General features: G+C 38.3%; 18 protein-coding genes. 14 read left to right on the top strand and 4 right to left on the bottom strand.

The features are described from left to right. Nucleotides 1–77 precede the first annotated feature (77 nt). The 4 genes from FD723_RS40000 to FD723_RS39985 all read left to right on the top strand — a co-directional run bounded on the left by FD723_RS40000 (nt 78) and on the right by FD723_RS39985 (nt 3,856). Nucleotides 78–1,712 (top strand): hypothetical protein, encoded by a 1,635-nt coding sequence (locus tag FD723_RS40000; RefSeq protein ID WP_179070700.1) that lies wholly within the window; start codon nt 78–80, stop codon nt 1,710–1,712. A gap of 34 nt (nt 1,713–1,746) precedes the next feature. Further along, entirely contained in the window at nt 1,747–2,805 is a 1,059-nt protein-coding gene (locus tag FD723_RS39995; protein ID WP_179070699.1) for a hypothetical protein, read from the top strand. A 100-nt stretch (nt 2,806–2,905) separates the two neighbouring features. Next, nucleotides 2,906–3,187 carry a hypothetical protein gene (locus tag FD723_RS39990; protein WP_179070698.1) on the top strand — a complete coding sequence of 94 codons (282 nt, stop codon included), beginning with the start codon at nt 2,906–2,908 and terminating at the stop codon, nt 3,185–3,187. Beyond that, a complete protein-coding gene (locus FD723_RS39985) occupies nt 3,188–3,856 on the top strand; it encodes a hypothetical protein (RefSeq protein WP_179070697.1) in 669 nt (222 codons plus the stop codon). Nucleotides 3,857–3,984: 128 nt separating this feature from the next. Here the strand turns inward: FD723_RS39985 and FD723_RS39980 are convergent, their stop codons facing one another. Continuing rightward, on the bottom strand, nt 3,985–5,031 hold the full coding sequence (locus FD723_RS39980) for a DNA cytosine methyltransferase (protein ID WP_179070696.1): 1,047 nt from the start codon (nt 5,029–5,031) through the stop codon (nt 3,985–3,987). Between the two features lie 399 nt (nt 5,032–5,430). On the opposite strand from FD723_RS39980, the gene FD723_RS39975 reads away from it, so the two are divergent. After that, nucleotides 5,431–5,658 (top strand): hypothetical protein, encoded by a 228-nt coding sequence (locus FD723_RS39975; protein ID WP_218651886.1) that lies wholly within the window; start codon nt 5,431–5,433, stop codon nt 5,656–5,658. Here FD723_RS39975 and FD723_RS39970 read toward each other — a convergent pair. After that, entirely contained in the window at nt 5,655–6,887 is a 1,233-nt protein-coding gene (locus FD723_RS39970; protein WP_179070694.1) for a hypothetical protein, read from the bottom strand. The two genes, FD723_RS39975 and FD723_RS39970, sit on opposite strands and share 4 nt — an antisense overlap. 770 nt (nt 6,888–7,657) lie before the next feature. Between FD723_RS39970 and FD723_RS39965 the strand changes: the two genes are divergently transcribed. The 9 genes from FD723_RS39965 (at nt 7,658) to FD723_RS39925 (ending at nt 15,064) form a co-directional block, all read left to right on the top strand. Next, nucleotides 7,658–9,325, top strand: a complete 1,668-nt coding sequence (locus FD723_RS39965) for a hypothetical protein (RefSeq protein ID WP_179070693.1) — start codon at nt 7,658–7,660, stop codon at nt 9,323–9,325. Nucleotides 9,326–9,430: 105 nt separating this feature from the next. Further along, nucleotides 9,431–11,089: a hypothetical protein gene (locus tag FD723_RS39960; protein ID WP_179070692.1), complete on the top strand. Its 1,659-nt coding sequence runs from the start codon at nt 9,431–9,433 to the stop codon at nt 11,087–11,089. Between the two features lie 100 nt (nt 11,090–11,189). After that, nucleotides 11,190–11,567 (top strand): hypothetical protein, encoded by a 378-nt coding sequence (locus FD723_RS39955; RefSeq protein ID WP_179070691.1) that lies wholly within the window; start codon nt 11,190–11,192, stop codon nt 11,565–11,567. 36 nt (nt 11,568–11,603) lie between these two features. Beyond that, nucleotides 11,604–11,963: a hypothetical protein gene (locus FD723_RS39950; protein WP_179070690.1), complete on the top strand. Its 360-nt coding sequence runs from the start codon at nt 11,604–11,606 to the stop codon at nt 11,961–11,963. A gap of 18 nt (nt 11,964–11,981) precedes the next feature. Continuing rightward, the gene (locus tag FD723_RS39945; protein ID WP_179070689.1) at nt 11,982–12,278 is read left to right on the top strand and encodes a DUF2958 domain-containing protein; all 297 of its coding nucleotides are present in this window, start codon (nt 11,982–11,984) and stop codon (nt 12,276–12,278) included. Nucleotides 12,279–12,644: 366 nt separating this feature from the next. Next, complete coding sequence (locus FD723_RS39940) at nt 12,645–13,139, top strand: hypothetical protein (protein ID WP_179070688.1); 495 nt, start codon at nt 12,645–12,647, stop codon at nt 13,137–13,139. Between the two features lie 225 nt (nt 13,140–13,364). Continuing rightward, nucleotides 13,365–14,090 carry a hypothetical protein gene (locus FD723_RS39935; protein WP_179070687.1) on the top strand — a complete coding sequence of 242 codons (726 nt, stop codon included), beginning with the start codon at nt 13,365–13,367 and terminating at the stop codon, nt 14,088–14,090. Nucleotides 14,091–14,162: 72 nt separating this feature from the next. Continuing rightward, on the top strand, nt 14,163–14,372 hold the full coding sequence (locus FD723_RS39930) for a hypothetical protein (protein WP_179070686.1): 210 nt from the start codon (nt 14,163–14,165) through the stop codon (nt 14,370–14,372). A 290-nt stretch (nt 14,373–14,662) separates the two neighbouring features. Next, entirely contained in the window at nt 14,663–15,064 is a 402-nt protein-coding gene (locus tag FD723_RS39925; RefSeq protein ID WP_179070685.1) for a hypothetical protein, read from the top strand. 59 nt (nt 15,065–15,123) lie between these two features. On the opposite strand, the gene FD723_RS39920 is transcribed toward FD723_RS39925, so the two are convergent. Beyond that, nucleotides 15,124–16,341 carry a hypothetical protein gene (locus FD723_RS39920; protein WP_179070684.1) on the bottom strand — a complete coding sequence of 406 codons (1,218 nt, stop codon included), beginning with the start codon at nt 16,339–16,341 and terminating at the stop codon, nt 15,124–15,126. An 87-nt stretch (nt 16,342–16,428) separates the two neighbouring features. Beyond that, nucleotides 16,429–16,623 (bottom strand): hypothetical protein, encoded by a 195-nt coding sequence (locus FD723_RS39915; RefSeq protein WP_179070683.1) that lies wholly within the window; start codon nt 16,621–16,623, stop codon nt 16,429–16,431.

The following is a 16,623-nucleotide window of genomic DNA, read 5'->3' as shown; positions in this document are numbered from 1 at the left end:
AATCTCTGTAATTTCAAAAATAACTAAATATCAATCTCAAGCGGGAGGCAAAAAACCTTCCGCTTTTTTGCATTTTTATGTTCATTCAATCCGCAGGACGAGTACTATCACAAGCCAATACCTCTCGACTGAAAGCCCTATTCACCGAGATAGGTTCTGTATTGGTCGATGCGAGTGTTTTGTCGTATGAAGATTTAAAGCAAATCTTGGACGAGCAGTTAGGTAAAACCATTGATAGTGCAGAAGCGGGATCTGGTATTCAAGCAGGTAAATTTGCTGATTTCATTCAACAAAGAACTTGGCAGCAGGCAGTTGGCACAGCCATAGAAACCTTCCGCAACCAGTTTTTTGAACTGTATGAAATGTCAGATCCTCAAATTATCCAAGTTCACGGTAGTGGTAAGGAACGCAATGCGATCGCCTTAGAACTGCTGACGGATTTTGGTGATTTTTTGAAAGAAAAAATCAACACTTATCCTGGATTTAACGATTCAGTTCGGATCATTCCGACAGCTTACATGTCGCCCAACTTTTATGCATCGGCTAGAACTGATGAGTCAGAAAGTGTGGCAGTTGAAGCTTCGGTGAGAGAGATAGATTTAACCTTCAATTGCGAACTTCAAGAAGTCGTTTCCGCAGCAGGGCAGACTGCCGCAGTTCCGAAGGCTTTAGCCAACAGATTACCGATAGAAGGTATTTTGTGCTACGTAGATGAAGTTTCTGAATTTGCTCCTGCTAGAGGTTCCGAACTGCCTCTATTTGTCCCCAGGAACGTGGGCGAGTTGGCAGCTCAAGCAATCAACTCCTCTGGAGGATTGCCGTTAGATGCCGACGACAGTCTTGGCAAACACGCCAATGAAGAGATTGTCGGGATCATGACAAGTGCAGAAATCGTTGGCAATGAATTTTGGGTAAAGGGGCATTTGTTCCCGTGGAATAACCAGAAAAAGGTGGCTCTAATTTCTGCAAACAGCAAGACATTAGGGATGTCCATGAACGCTCATGCCAAAACTCAACCAAAAACTATTGACGGAAAAAAGGTCACGTACATCACTAGCCTCGACATTTTAGGGGCAAACATTTTGTATGCCGAAAAAGCTACTTACCAAAAGACCAAAACGGTAATGGCTCCCCATATCATCGCAGCGTCCAAAGAAAGTAATCAGGAGGAAGAAAAAAGCATGGAATTAGCTACACAACAACTAGCAGCAATCACTGATACCCTTGCAGCTCTTGCAAAGGATAGTGAGCGAAACAGCAATGTCTTGCTGCAATTACAAGCAGTAGTGAACGAACAAACCAACAAAATTAATCAGCAAGCTAGTGAAATCAGAACTTTACAAGCTGAGAAAGAGCAACAAGAACAAGCTATTGCCGCAGCAAGGCTTGAAGAAGCTAAAAAGCAAGAGCAGCAAAACTTGATTGCAGCCATGTCCCTTGCCATCAAAGAAGACAGAGAAGCTTTCAAGCAAGAAATTCTAGCCTCTTTACCAACTGCTGGCGATCGCCGTCGTCCTCCATCGCGGACAACCGGTGGGTTAGTAGATATTGTAGCTCAAGGTAACAATACGAACACTATTAGCGCTCAACAGCTAGAGCTAAATGACGCAAAATCGCGTCTAGCTGCCCTTCGTCAAGTTGGAGTAGTAGGCCCAGAACGAGCCAAGCTCATCGAACAAATTAGCCGCATAGAAGCTCAAATGGCTTCCTAGTTTTTTAGGTAATCAATACTTTTCAAGGAAATTCATGGCTGTAGCACAGAATATAGGATTTTACGATTTCAAAGAGACAGATACTTTACTGCAAGCCTCCACAAATTTAAATGGTTTCTCCGTCAACATGAACTATGACGATGAAATCCAAGACTATCGCCGCATGGAGACTAAATTATGGCAGTTGATACTTGCTGGAAATAAAAAACCAGCAGCAGCGCCCACAGTCCGCAAAGTTATTAAGGACAGACGTGCTAAAATTGGTTTTGTAAATCGTAACGACTTAAGTGATAGTCAAAGCAACATAAAAAACGATTTACGACGCAATTTTGACGATCCGGGGCAAGAAGTAAAAGCGATTGCAGCTAGACTATCTTTTCCTCACTTTGCAAGGTCGATGAATGACCAGCAAGGCAGGCCCTATGGGGACGAAGTGGCGGAAGACACAGACGATATGATGCGAGAAGCTTATCGTTTTCTAGAGATGATGTTGTTCAATGGTGATGCAAATACAAACCCTCTTGAATTCAACGGATTGCAATCGCAAAGTATCTTAGACGATCACGTTTTTCAAGTAGATATTCGAGGAGTACAACCTCAAAGAATTTGGCAAACTGTTAACGAGATTGTCATGCGTGCGACAACAGACAGAGAAACTCTGCGCCGAATTACGCATGTCTTTACAACAGGTGCAGCTTATGTTGCTATTCAGCAAGAAGCAGAAGCTTTTGGACTAAAGTTATTAGAAAAAGAAGTTGTACCAGGCTTAAATGTACCCTCAATCATGACTGGAGATGGCGAAAAACCAATCATTTCTTCTCCATATCTTGATGATCTAGCCAACGTTTCTGGGCACGATGTTTTACGTGTATATTTATTAGATATAAATGCCGTAGAATGGCACGGAGTTTACCCATTCGGTGGTGAAAGAAGCCTGGAACCACAAATATTTGACGTTACTAATTATCTCAACGGAGAATACTTAGTTACTGAGCGTATGTTGCTACTCTACGGGACGCCCTACCTAAAAAATAACGGCTTGTATCGGATTGATATCCTGGCACCATTGGGCAGTGCTTGGAACATCAGCTAGCCAGCAGACAACTTGAAATTTAGCCAAAACAAAAATGTAAACTCTAGCTGATAAAGATAATTCATCGGGATTTTGAATCTTAAATTTGGAGCAAAACGACGTGACTTTGTATCAACCAACAGACCTTTGGGAAAATGATGAGATTGATGTTCCCTCCTATGGGACGATCAAGAAAAAACCACGTCTAGATTTGGCTGGTTTTGCTGCTAGCTGGTTGTTGTCCAAAAACTATGTTGTTCTTTATGAAGGCGAAGGACAAGTTGTAGAAGAACCACCTGCTATCATCACGTCATCAACAGGAGCCGATCTGGCAAATACCAAAAGAGTCCGTCCCAATCCCAGGACTGCTAACGATCTTGAAACTGGCACTGGGACTGTCTAAATGTTTCCTTTAGCGTACTTACTGCCAGAAGAGTTGCAGTCTTATTTAATCCAGGGGGGATATTTTACGCCGACAAATGTCCCCACTTTAGACGATTTAGAAATTTTTCTGTATGGGCTTGAGGCCCTATTTGATGCTTGGGTAGGGCATCGCATTGCTGCAACTCCATACACCGAAGAACGGATTAGCAACGCCAGCGGTCTGATTACTCTGAGCAAATATCCGGTAATTGAAGTCAAACAAATTCGTTACAGAGCGCTAACTATCGTCAACCAACTACCACAATCACCAGCGCTGCAATATGTCCCAAAAGTAGATGCACTCTGGCAAGGAGGCAGAAGTATATTGGTAGGCAGTGTTGGGGATAGCTATAAAATTGATTACACTGCCGGCAGCGCCGAGATACCTCTGCATTTGAAAAAATGCCTCTTAAATTTAATTAAAAAAATGCTCCAGGAGAATCCTGGAGCTATCGACGTTGGTATTTTGAATGCTTTTGCCAACGCTCCAAATCGCGACCTGATCAGCGTCCACCTGCCTGGTGGTATCAGCCAAACCTTCAAGATTGGGGAAACTAATTCCAAAGGTAGCGAAGGGCAATCTAGCAATACTCAACTAGACCGAGCATTAGCTCCTTTGTTGCGATTCAGACGACAGACGATTACTTAGCAGTGCTGAGTGCTGAGTGCTGAATCAAAGACCGTTCCTCAAGGAGCGGAGCATCTACCGAGTGCAAAAATACTAAGTATTTTTTCTTACTCTTTACTCAGCACTCAGCACTCATTAATCAGCACTCATCAAGATACCTTTGCTAGCTCTTGGGCGATCGCCAGCGAAAGCAAAGGAGGTACAGAATTGCCTATTTGTTGATAAGCTTTGGTTTTTGTGCGAGCAAATCTAAAACCATCCGGGTATCCGTGCAATCTTGCCGATTCGCGGACAGTAATGCATCTACCTTGGTCTGGATGGATTGGGCGTGGCGGTGTGTGATTTCCATGTGCTTTATCATACGCAGCTCTTAAAGTGTTGCTTCTGCCTCCCCATGCCAGCTTTTTAAATCTGCTAATGGGTTCGATCTTGTTGGGAAGAGTTGCTAAAAATCTTTCCTGTACCTCTGGCGAATGACTGGTACGCTGCATCCCTGTAATAACTTGAATGTTTACTTTTTGATTCAATCTTCTAACGTAGTCGCTAGGAGAACCAAGCAAGCTGTAATCGATCGCATCTCCTTCTAACAACTCTGGGAAATTTTCCACTTCCGGTAAATCTGCGATCGCATCTTGAACCGTTACTTGTTCTTGAGAAGGTTTAGGAATCCGGGGCAATTTATTGCCTACTAAAGTACCAACAACAATAATCCGATTTCGGTCTTGCGGCGTACCGTATTCCGCAGCGTTGAGTTTTCGCCACGAAATTCCGTAACCAATTTTTCTGAAGCTTTCTAGCAAGGCATCGAAAACTGGCTTAAATTTTGGAGCAATTAGTCCTGGGACATTTTCCATGACAAAATGCTTTGGACGCAATAAAGAAACCTTATTTGAGAAATCCCAAATCAACAAACCTCTAGGATCATTATCCATCTGACGGCTTTGAATACTGTATCGCTGGCAAGGAGGCCCACCAACTAAAATTTGAATATCTGCTCCAGCTATTTTTACAATTTCTTCCGCTGTAACTTCAGTGGCTGAACGATTAATTACATGCGTACTTGGATAATTTTGAGAATATGTAGCTGCATGGATGGGATCTTTCTCAATTGCTACTTTCACTTGAAAACCAGTTTGGTGAAAACCCCAAGTTAAGCCACCTACTCCAGAGTATAGATCGACTACTGTTCCTAGCATGACTGTGTGAAATTAATGAGTTATTTGATAATACTATATACCTGATTATTTTGGCAAATAATTATTAGTATTTTTTGTAGTATGTAGTGACAAAAATACAAAAGGATTGTATAATTAAGATAGGAGAAAAACTCCACAGTTTTTAACTATTTTGAATATTTACAAGGAAATAAATTACATTTCCTTGTGTCTAAACAACATATATTATAAAAACATGAAAGACCCAATTATTAGTTTGTTCACGGCAGTTTTTGTCTTGGGATCTTTTTTGTCAGATAATACTGACAATAGGATTCTATGCAGGGGATGTACTCGCAATCCCAGGCAACAAGTAGAGATACTTGTCAATCATTTTTAAAATAAAAGCCCTTTGCTATCATTGAATAGCAAAGGGCTTTTATGTTGAAAATGAACAATTTGTTGCATCCTAGCGGAATTAGCTATGAGATTTTGGGTAAATACGTTCGCGATACTTGGGTTGAGTGGGCAAGCCGTCAAGAAAATCCGAGTCCAAAGCATTTAGAGACTTGGGCACAAATTCAAATCACTCAGCCAGAGCAAGTTGAGATTGATATTTTAATTGGCAAAGCTGTTGCAGATTTAGTTTGGCAGCAGCAAAAGAGCTAGACTTCTGCATACACAGGTTCCCCTAAGCAAGCCAGGATTTCATCAAAACAAGCTCTAACTGGAGCATTTGTGTATCCCTTGGCGATACCTTCGTCCTCATACTTCTGGATAATTCTTTTAATATTTTCCAGAACAGCAGATTCGTTATTTCCAAGCAAGTACTCTTCTGAAAGGGTAGAAAACCTTTCTTTTAAGAGGGTATTCTCTGCTTGCAAATTAGCAATTTCTTGTTCCCCTTTTTGGATCTTTTCAAGCAACTTCTCGTTTGCAAAATTCAATTGTTGATTTTCCAGAGCAATATCATCCAACCTTTTTTCTAAAGATTTACATTTTTGCTTGAGGTTGATTACAGAAGAATTTTTATTAGATTTTGAAAAAGTTCCTTGAGTTGCAGTATTTTTATCTTTTTCTCTAAGAATTAACTTTAATTTGTCCGGAGGCAAAGTCGCTTTTAGTTTACTGTAATAAGCAGATATAGGTTGTGATGATTTAAATCCAACTAATTTCCCAACTTCCCGCAAACTTAAATGCGGATATTTAACCAACATCTCATAAACAGTATTTTCATCAAACTCCTCTTTTTTATGTTCATCAATTGGACTACCATTTTTTTCTAATTCAATAGCTTGCTGATACGTGGCAATGCTCTCTATAAAATTGACTAAATTTTTTTGACTAAATAATACATCTCTGTATTTTCCACTCAGAACTTCCCATTGATCGTCAGTACAAATCAAAGCCTCATGTTGATATACATAGTTTCCATTTTCTAATTCTAGAAGTTTGTTTTGATGTTTTCTGACCGCTAATCTAACGACAGCATCTATTTCCCATGTATCCCAATCTCTTACCACTTGCGACTGTGGGAGTTCCGCTAAGACTACTTTGCCCACGGCAGGGTTTAATGCTGCTTCTGGAGATTTCAAAGCATCTATTGCTACCAAAGTCTCATAAGAAGGCAATGTTTTTAAGCAAAGTTCTAACGCATTAAGCGAACTTTGCAAGGCAGAGTATAAAGTTTTAAAACTTTCAATCTTTCTGCCAATTCTATATATTTCCGAATTTTTCTTCCATACTTGGCGATCTGGCTCCACCTCTAGCAATGTCTCACCTTCTTTAGTGTCAAGTATTTTACACAAAAAGTAAGGTGGGATCTGATAGTATGAGGTTCGATCTCCAAAAAATAGGGCTTTTCCCCAAAAAACTTTACCTAACGCACAATGAGCCATTTTTCTCCAACTGATAGACCTCTAACCATGATAGCTCATAACTAAATAACTTTCTGTTTAGCCAAGCGAATAATATATCTGCGTTGGCTACCAATTGTTCTCTAGCTTCAATAGCCGTTGGCGCATTTTTTCTAGCTTGATAGTCTCCAGACAGCAATTCGATGCGAGTGGATGAATAACCGATAGAATCAAATCAAAACAAAAAAGCCCCGACAAATCTATGTCGGGGCTGAAATGCAGAAGCTTCTGAAATACGGTAACATAACGCATCTCTAATATGGTTTTGCCTTTTTATTAAATATAAATATGACCTAAATCTATATTTGCCGTTACGGTATTGTTCCTTTCTTATATTATTGTAACGTTTATTTAACAGAATGTCCACAGTCCCTATTTAATTTTTGACAAAAATACTGGCGTATCAATAACATTGATACGCCAGTATTTTAATAAGCTAAATCTATATGTTGTAAATATTCAATGATACTCTGGTTATTTGTCCTAGCAGTTACGTTCATCCCATCTAATACGAGACAAATCAAAAAAACCAGCAATAACAACCTTCTTCTCAGTAATTTTAAACATTTTTTTGCTCTCCATTTATATTTCTATTATATATAAGTAATACTTATCTATAATAGTATAGTAAATAAAAGCTTTAATTTGCAAGGGTTATAGACTACAGTTATCAACAAAACTTGTGCTAAATTACTATTGTAGTATACGTAGTATAACGGGTATAATGGAATAGTAGTAGATAAGTAAAAACCATGAACTTTTTACAACTTAAGAAGATTATCTGTTTTATTGAAGACACTTTAGAAGAAGATGGATACGAAGATACAATTGTTATACATCATCTAGATGAAATCTTGTATTTCATGTGGATGGTGGATGGCAATATGCTGACAATTCAAATTCCTTGCGAATCTAAAAATAATCGCAACGTGGCTTCGGTCATTACTACATTTTGCCGATTAGAAGAAGTAGCAAGAACTTGCAAAGATTATGTTGGATCTATAGCGTGTTGGATCAACAAAAACCCAACACTATTAGAACTAAACATAGGAGACTTTAGTTTCTCTTTTGATACAATCACTGATGCTAAAGCAGTGTGGCAAATTCCTAAAAACTGGGAATTTGAAGAACTTTATGACGTTTTAACCGACTTTGATTTAACTGGCTGGAATAGTTTATTGTCAGCTGCTGCGATCGCCAGTAAGAACAAAACGAAAAATAAGTTATTTCCTGCAATGCAGGGAGTAAATATTAATTGTTTCTCTGACATTATGGAGATAGCAGCAGTAAATAGTACTGTTTTTCTCTACAAGTATGTCAAAGTAAAACAAGAAGTCGCCCAAAGATTTTCATTTACAATATCGCCCAATGCGATATTTCTCCTAGATACGATCTTGGAGGAACCCGGAGAAAACACCCGCATCCGAATAGACGAAAAATTCGTCTGTTTTACAGCGACCAGCAAAGAAACAGAATTTGTCGCTTCAGTAACAACTCCCTTTATTCATGGAATTTATACCTATCCTAAAATCCCCATAAATAATGTATCCATTGACAGAATAACTGTTGGGAGTACTCATCTAATTGATGCCATAAATCGAAAAAAACAAGAATATCATCTTGCACATCATAAAATGTGTAGTTTCAAGTCAGCAGTTGATGTACTCTGCAACCAGATAAACATCAACGTCAAAAATAATTTGGCTTTGATAAAATTCTACACAGGAGAAATCCTGTATGTCTTGTCCCTTGACAAAGATACCCCCGATTCATCCTTCTGGACAGATATCGGGCAACTAAGCGAAATCCTGACCGACATCAACGAAGATAAAGTCTTCTTTATCCTCCCCCAACAGGAACACCAAGGTTTGGTCATTGAAACCGACACCTGTCAGTATACAGTCATGGGTTTGATAAAACGCGATCGCCAAGAAGCAAATTGTGCTTTTAACGATCCAGTTTACAAGAAAGTTCTCTACTCCTCGCCAGGAATGAGAGCTTCAGAGCCAACCTTGGACATTGTACTAACAGAATTTCCCGTCCAAGAACACATCTTCCAAGAATGGGAGATGAAATCCAGACAATACAACGCAGACTGCCCCTATTCTTGGGGAGTCGCGAGAATCCACCAAGAAACGCTTTCTGAAGAAAGCGAGGACTTGTGCGACAACCTCGACTATCTCTACAAAAATTATCAAAGGAAAAAGGGAGAGGTAAACGAATCGCTAGAACTTGTCCATAGCCTTTTAAACGAGCTAAGAAATGGCTTGGAAGCTAAAACCGAAGATGAAAATACGACTTCAGAAACTTTCCAAGAATGGCAATCTTTAATTCAAGAAGGCATTCTTTTGCGAGGACGGATAATCGAGGATTATCTGTCTTTAGAAAAAACATATCGAGTTGAAATGAACTTCAGATAAAACATCAGCCCTAGATTGATATCTAGGGCTATTTTTGTATTTATTGGTACTTGTAGTATACGTAATATTAAGGTTACAATAGAGTAGTACATTCAATTAACTACGATGAATATTCAAGATGTCTATACCGCTCTATCCTATATAGAAGCGTCTTTTAGTGCAAGCTTTGTAAATTATGATGCTTCAATCGTCATCCATTATTCGCAAGCAAATTTATACTTTGTTTGGATGATGGGCAACGATGTATTGAGCTTGAAATTTCCTTGCGAGGCAACAGGCGACGAAGCAGAGATATCGGTAATGGTTGATTATGAAGATTTTGCTGACATAGAAACATTCAAGTTGAATTTCCCCGATCTAACAAAGAGTTGTCGAATCAGTCTTTCTCCTGATGCGTTGGAACTGCACATTGATGATTACAAATTTACTTACGATAAAATTGTATACATTAATGAATACTTTAACGGGTATCCTTGCCCTTGGAGTTTTGCAGAAGAAGTGGACATTTTAACATTTATTGATGTTAAAAAAATAACAGAATTGGCAGCAGCAGCCATCGTGGCTATGGACAATGATCGAGACGATATTGCTGTCAAGCAATACTCTCAACTGAGAGGAGTTAGTTTTAATTGTTTTTCAACCGTCATCGAGGTAGCAGCTTTCAATAAAACAGTTGCCAACTACCAATACTTCGATGGGTGCAATCAAATCCCTAAAGCTATATCTTTTGTTGTGTCCCCAGAGGCGCTTTTGCAATTAGCAGAGGCAGAGCGAGAAGGATTCAGCCAAGTAAGGATAAGCCAAGGCGATAAATGCATTGTATTTGAATTACCAGGGGAAAATTGTACTTTTGCAGTGACAACATTATGTATTCCTGGGTTCTTCTGTTATCCGAGAATGCTGATGAATAACATCGGCAATGATCGGATAACTGTTAATCGAGCCGAAGTAATTGAAACTCTGCGACCAGAAATCTTTAAAGATAGTAATCGCGATGGCGTTCCGCGCTATGACAGAGCGGTAAACGTACTATTCAATGAAATTAAACTGCAAACCCAAGGTAGCCTAGCATGGCTAGAAAGTTCTGATGGCAAAGGGCTTTCATATCACCTCAAATCATCCTCCAGAAAAGAGTCTTCTGTATGGCTGGATGGACATAAATTGTATGACATCCTGCTGCGTCTTCAAAGCGACGAAGTGTACTTCGTAATTCCTGACAATAACTATGAAGGAGTCGTAATCGAAACTGATAATTGCCAATATATCCTTCTAGGATTGATGAAATGCGATCGTTGTAGCAATCCCACAAAAAGGAGAAGCCTCCAACCTGATCGAGAAGTTTTGTATTCCTCCAGCTTGCAAAAAGAGGTAACGCTGGAAATTGCAATGGTAGAAATACCATTACAGCAGTCTTTACTCGAAGAATTAGAACTTTTTGAAGAAAGATATGATTTTGATTTAAACGGAGAAATCATGTCGGAGGATTATGATTTTTTGTCAGTTAGTGGAATCGGTTTATTAGACGAGATAACTGACATCGAATTAGATTGCTCAAAAAAAGGACTATCTTTCCCCGAAGATCGGGCATTGATAGCCGATCTAAAAACTAGGTTCAACTTAGCAATGGCAAACTTCGATCACAGTATTGAAGCTACTAGAGAGTGTGCCAAAGTACTAAGTGAAATTTTTCTAATTAGAAGTCGCTTATTACGAGAATTGCTTGGTATTCAAGCAACATATCAAGCACAAATGACACTCCGCTAATATCAAAATAGCCTCAAGCATACGTATACTTGAGGCTATTTTATTGTGTAAATTGTTTATAATAAAAGTAGGCAAGTAATTGATTTCAATGGAGAACAAAATGAATAGTTGCTATGAAGTCATGAAACTAAATCATGATGAAGCTGAAGCATTGGTAGGTAAAATAATTGATTTAAGAGGTGATGCAATGGTTGTTCATCTCGATGAGATGTCTGCCATATTACTAGGAACCCAATACGATGCAATAGTTGTCTGGAAGCGCATTTACAGAGGGAAATCACTTTTAAATGTATCGCTCCCAGGTATTGAGGATTTTTATTTTCAAGCTTGGTTTTATCCGAGTCAAGATTTATATCTTTCGGTGTTGATAGAAAAAATTTACGTATGGGCTAAAAGGTACAATTATCGTCACCTTAACGTCCATGCTTTAGAAGATTACTGCAAGTATCTAGGCGCAACTGATTTCAGTTGGAGCTAATGCAGATATCCCAATCATCCAATCAGAGCAACAATAATGAAAATCTACATTGCGAAAATTCATGGATGCGATTTTTGTGGATCGTCAGACCTGCCAGAGCATCAGATGGTTTGCGATCGCTGTTTAATGAAAATAAAACCACGAGAGGAGCGAGAGCGTAAAGAAGCGATCGCGGCATTCATCTCAAATCATCCAAGACAGGAACTACCAGATTGCTTTTTACCAAAAACAATTTGGGTCGAAGACGGAGGTTGTTTACTTACCCTATCCGAGGATAAGCAAACATACTTCAATAACAATTTGGTTTGGAAAGCAGCAGATTTGATTTTTGCTAATCCAATGCAGGGATTTTTGAAAACTACTTCCACCAAGTTTGACGTTGAAGTAACTTTATAAATTCAAATGGAGAGCAAGATGAAACTATTAACCAAGGCAAATCGTAGGCAATTGCCAGCCCTTTATGCTCAAGGCAAAAATAAAGACCCAATTGTATACGTGAAATTTTTTACTCCCGATAGCAACTTCACCTGGTATGCCACTGAATTTGATGGGGAGGATAAATTTTTTGGTTTGGTACAGCAAGGACAATTTGAAGAATTAGGTTATTTCTTACTGAGCGAGCTAAGTAACAATCGTGGCCCATCGGGGCTAACAATTGAACGGGATTTATATTTCACTCCGAAGCCCCTATCACAAGTCCGTCGTAAGTAACAATTAAATAAAGGCTATAGACCTAAGTTCTATAGCCTTTATCGCTGTATTAAGTTATACTAGATTAAAGACGGATACTCGGTCAAAAATTTAAGTATATAAAATACTTGTTTGCAGGTAATAGCAGTTACTTAAAATGTATATTTTATTTAGTTATATTTTTGATTAGAATCCTGACTTCCTAGTATCTTTACCAAAAGATACTATATTTCAATTCCTAACAAAGCCCCGATCTTTAACTAGATTGGGGCTTTGTTATAACATCGAAAAAGTATTAAAAACCACTTGACCTGCGTATTTTTACTGAGTACAATAGTAACAAGAGAGCATTCACTCACACTACAAGCTCTTAAAAGGAATTTAACTATGAATATCAATCTTTTTGCCGAACAAGTCATTGTTTTTGGACAAATGATCTTCGATATTATCTCAAAACAGCTTTTTGTTTTGAGATATTCACACGAGCAGTTTTTCTCAGCCTTAATTCAGATATCAATCTGGTTTTTAATAATTATATCTGCGTTTGCCTTATACATAGCCGGATTAATCGCATTGTCCTTCATAAAAGGACTTGTCTCGGTGATTCGCAAACGAGTTGCTTCTAAAAAATCCAAAGAACTATCTCTTGATAGCAAGCAGGTAGATCATTCTACGACGAACAACGAGTTTCATGATTACTTATGGACTAATTATAGTTCTGATATTATAGGACTGTATGAGTTCTATAAAAAACCAGAGCAACCCGATTACAACAGAGAAGACAATAATCTCGCTACTAGGAAAGAAATAATAGAAACAGTCTCCAAATACTTCCAAGATTTACCCACAATAAATGCTTACAAAGGTGTATCAAAGGAATAATAAGACAGTCTACAAATACTTCAAAGCAAGCTAGTTTGCTTTGAATATACTACCCAAAAAGCCTATTTACCTCAACGTAAATGGGCTTTTTTGTTGCTATCAAATAGATCCTACTAATCTTTATTTAAGTATTGACGTTAGTATAAAATATTACTATAATAGTGGAATAAGAGAAGTTATTCACTACATAAATAACTTCTAAATCAACACACAAGGATTTTAACCATGATTAATATGAACCTCGGCACAACTAATGTTATCAAAACGTTAGTAGAAGAAACATTTGCAAGTTTCCAAACTTCCAAATCTCAACTACTAGAAGTAACAAATGTCTGTCTAGAAAAGAAAAATCAAATACTTGCTTACTCACACCAAGAACTACTTGATATGAGCAAGAAAAGCCTAATTCAAATCCTAAAGATGACTGCCGCAGTCATTATCACCTACCTATGTGGGGTTGAAACAATACAAGCCGCGATCGCACTACAGACCTTTTTTACAGTCATCGCCGGACTTTTCATGTTTACTATCGCAACAGTAGTGTGGAACACCTTCTTCGTTGTTTATGGCTATCCCCTGATAGCCTGGGCCTACAAAAAGCTCCAATTTGAAGATTATGCCGCAGTCAATATTGAAACAGAAGATCAGCCAACGGCTGAAATTCAAGAGGAAGTAATTCCAGATAGCGACGCACCTGCGATCGCCATGTTGGAAAAAGCTCCACTCACAAATGTTTCAAACAACAAAATAAAAAAGTTTGCCAACAGTCTACAAAACATAGAGGACTTAAGAGCGATTGCAGACTTCCTGAATCATTCCGCAAATACGGTAATCATTCAGTACGATGCAAACACATCCCGTCCTCATCTGGTGGCACAGCTTTCCAATCATTTATTGGCAGTAAAAGCTAAACAGGAGCAACGCTTCCTAGCAGATTTTCCTCGCGACTAAATTACTTTTAGATATCTGCATAGCAGATATCTAACCCAATCACCAATTATCAAAAAAATGGAGAACAAAATCATGGATTTACTAATTTCGACAATCATGCTCATCTCAATTTTCTTTGCAATTATTTGCACTGCCGCAATCACCTTTTTAATAGTGAAAGCGCTTTTTCAAGTCGCAGTGCAAATATTTAAATATTTAATTAGCCCAGAAGGCTTCATCATCTTAGTCGGCTACCTAGCCGCAGCAACTTTATATGTTAGCTACTGGTTCCCAGCTAGCTAACTATTCAAAGTAGGCAGTAAGAACTGCCTACAACAATCAATTACCAACGAAAACCTTAAAGGAGTCAGAAATGTTAACTAGCTTGATTTTCATCATTGCTTTTATCACTCTCGTTTCATTGTTAGTAAATGTGGCTATCTTTATAGCTCCATTGATTTTACAAATAGTTTCGTTTTTAATTGCATTTGTCATCACAGGCTTTGCCTTCATTCTATTTCTAGATGTGGTATTTACCACACTAGTATTAGTTTCATAGTTCACAACTTTAAAATAAACAAACGGAGAACAAAATGGACTTTATTGCAGCAGCTTTCTTAGCACTCTATATGTGCTTCACTCCAATTAACTTTCAAACGGTTATTCAAATTGAAACACCGAGCATTGTTATTCAAGATTTGCAATCTGATTTGTACAAAGACACAATTCAAGTAATCGAAAAAGAACAATGTTTAGTTAACAAATCCCCATCTTTGTCTGATTCAGATAAAGAAATAACCCTAAAATATCTCAACAATTTTGAGAGAGAGCTTAAAAAAGCTCAAATCTTTAGACATATACTAGATAAAAATACAGAAGTCGTTCAAGTCTTTGATAGTAAAGATTTGAAGATTTCTATAAAACATTCAACCAATCACACGAATGACAATCAGTCGATATTCGACAAGATGTTATCGTTAGTCTCACAGAGTTAAGGCAATAAAGACTCCCACTAATTAATGTAATTAGTGGGAGTCTTTTTTTGTGCCAATTTTTAATCTGGAGAGGCAATATCCTGAATTGAAGATAATGCCTCTTCCAACCGCTCGTTTGCTTCTTCAGCTTCCTTGGAAATTCGCTTGAGATTGTTTTCTGCCTTCTTTTTAACAATTCTTAATTCTTTTAATTCCGCTTGAGATTTGCCGCTAAAATTCTGTCCGGGAAGGACAATTTTACCAATTGTAGAATTAATCGGGCTAAATGCAGCCAACTGCAACATCCCACCAACTGCAACGTCAAAACCAGGGATAAAACCGACAAGACTATGGGCTGGTGCTGTTACTCCAAAAGACGTAATTTTAGCAACATTCCTCACAAATGGACTTTCTACATCCAACGTGTCCAAGGTTTCTTCCAAAGCCTTGTCTTTAATTTTCCAAGTGGCTGCACTGGCGACGACACCAGCTAAAGTGGCAGTTACCGCACTGTGGGCAAGGACTGTCGCCAGCGCCGGGATAACAGCTAATGAACCAAGGGTGGCTGCTAGAAATATACTAGCTGGGATTGCCGCTGCGGCAGTTCTTCCCAAAGCTTTCATCAATTCAGAATTATCACCAGTCGATTTTTGCAAGTCAGCACTCATTTTCTGATATTTACTGGCTGAATACTGTGCAGCTTTTGGCAAATCTTTGAGTAGAGCAGCGATATTTCCGGCGCTAGCCTCCTCTTTGAGATTATCTATGTCTGCTTTTACAGATTCAAACGGATCTTCTTTGACAGCATTACTCAAATCTAAACTTATAGGTTTACAAAGTTCGGCAAGCTTTAATCTGGCTTGCTTGGCATAATCACCAAACATCAAGTCAGTCAATTCGCCAGCCAATTCTTTACGTTTATCGACTAATTTTGCTAGATTTTCTGTTGATTTTTCTAAAATCTTTTTATCTACACCTTCTATCTGTTCTTTCTCGAATTTTTCTAAACTTTCAGAAAAAGTAGTTGCTTCTTCTTCTAGAAAATCATGTAACTCAACTGTGGTACCAGGATTCTTTTTTTTGGGTTCAGGTTCTTTAATTTCGATAATTACCTGTGGTTTAGAGTCTACTGCCAAATCGCCAGATTGAGTCGCGAACCTGCCGCTTTCGTCGCGAAAAACCGTTTTATCTGCTCCTGCCCACTCAGCCGGATACTCTTTAGCTTGAGCAGCCTCTAATAACATTTGTAAACATATTAGCCGCGATCGCAAACTATAAATATTTGGTACATTGATCATATTTTTACTTTTGTATAAACATTAATTTTATGTTTCCATTTTTTTCAAAATTTTTATCATTAGATTGTTAAAGAAAAGCCGAAAGAACTATATTTTGCCTATATCTTTAACAGCCGATTCTGTAACTTTTGAGACTTGTTTGGTTTTATCTGAAGCAAATTTACCACCTTGCCTAAATATAGTTTCCCCACCTTTTAGCCAATCAGCACTGTACTCCTTGCTTTCAACTACCTTTGCGAATTGTAAAACTTGGCATTGTAATAAATAACAATTAACTTGCAT

Origin of the sequence: Nostoc sp. C052, from assembly GCF_013393905.1 — a bacterium.
Lineage (GTDB): Bacteria > Cyanobacteriota > Cyanobacteriia > Cyanobacteriales > Nostocaceae > Nostoc.
The sequence above is the reverse complement of the archived record's forward strand: the minus strand, read 5'-3'. Positions and strand labels throughout refer to the sequence as shown.

What these genes read in the sequence shown, in the direction of transcription:
- FD723_RS40000 (WP_179070700.1), top strand. Translation starts at nt 78, where the DNA reads ATGTTCATTCAATCCGCAGGACGAGTACTATCACAAGCCAATACCTCT.
- FD723_RS39995 (WP_179070699.1), top strand. Translation starts at nt 1,747, where the DNA reads ATGGCTGTAGCACAGAATATAGGATTTTACGATTTCAAAGAGACAGAT.
- FD723_RS39985 (WP_179070697.1), top strand. Translation starts at nt 3,188, where the DNA reads ATGTTTCCTTTAGCGTACTTACTGCCAGAAGAGTTGCAGTCTTATTTA.
- FD723_RS39980 (WP_179070696.1), bottom strand. Translation starts at nt 5,031, where the DNA reads ATGCTAGGAACAGTAGTCGATCTATACTCTGGAGTAGGTGGCTTAACT.
- FD723_RS39975 (WP_218651886.1), top strand. Translation starts at nt 5,431, where the DNA reads ATGTTGAAAATGAACAATTTGTTGCATCCTAGCGGAATTAGCTATGAG.
- FD723_RS39970 (WP_179070694.1), bottom strand. Translation starts at nt 6,887, where the DNA reads ATGGCTCATTGTGCGTTAGGTAAAGTTTTTTGGGGAAAAGCCCTATTT.
- FD723_RS39965 (WP_179070693.1), top strand. Translation starts at nt 7,658, where the DNA reads ATGAACTTTTTACAACTTAAGAAGATTATCTGTTTTATTGAAGACACT.
- FD723_RS39960 (WP_179070692.1), top strand. Translation starts at nt 9,431, where the DNA reads ATGAATATTCAAGATGTCTATACCGCTCTATCCTATATAGAAGCGTCT.
- FD723_RS39955 (WP_179070691.1), top strand. Translation starts at nt 11,190, where the DNA reads ATGAATAGTTGCTATGAAGTCATGAAACTAAATCATGATGAAGCTGAA.
- FD723_RS39950 (WP_179070690.1), top strand. Translation starts at nt 11,604, where the DNA reads ATGAAAATCTACATTGCGAAAATTCATGGATGCGATTTTTGTGGATCG.
- FD723_RS39945 (WP_179070689.1), top strand. Translation starts at nt 11,982, where the DNA reads ATGAAACTATTAACCAAGGCAAATCGTAGGCAATTGCCAGCCCTTTAT.
- FD723_RS39940 (WP_179070688.1), top strand. Translation starts at nt 12,645, where the DNA reads ATGAATATCAATCTTTTTGCCGAACAAGTCATTGTTTTTGGACAAATG.
- FD723_RS39935 (WP_179070687.1), top strand. Translation starts at nt 13,365, where the DNA reads ATGATTAATATGAACCTCGGCACAACTAATGTTATCAAAACGTTAGTA.
- FD723_RS39930 (WP_179070686.1), top strand. Translation starts at nt 14,163, where the DNA reads ATGGATTTACTAATTTCGACAATCATGCTCATCTCAATTTTCTTTGCA.
- FD723_RS39925 (WP_179070685.1), top strand. Translation starts at nt 14,663, where the DNA reads ATGGACTTTATTGCAGCAGCTTTCTTAGCACTCTATATGTGCTTCACT.
- FD723_RS39920 (WP_179070684.1), bottom strand. Translation starts at nt 16,341, where the DNA reads ATGATCAATGTACCAAATATTTATAGTTTGCGATCGCGGCTAATATGT.
- FD723_RS39915 (WP_179070683.1), bottom strand. Translation starts at nt 16,623, where the DNA reads ATGCAAGTTAATTGTTATTTATTACAATGCCAAGTTTTACAATTCGCA.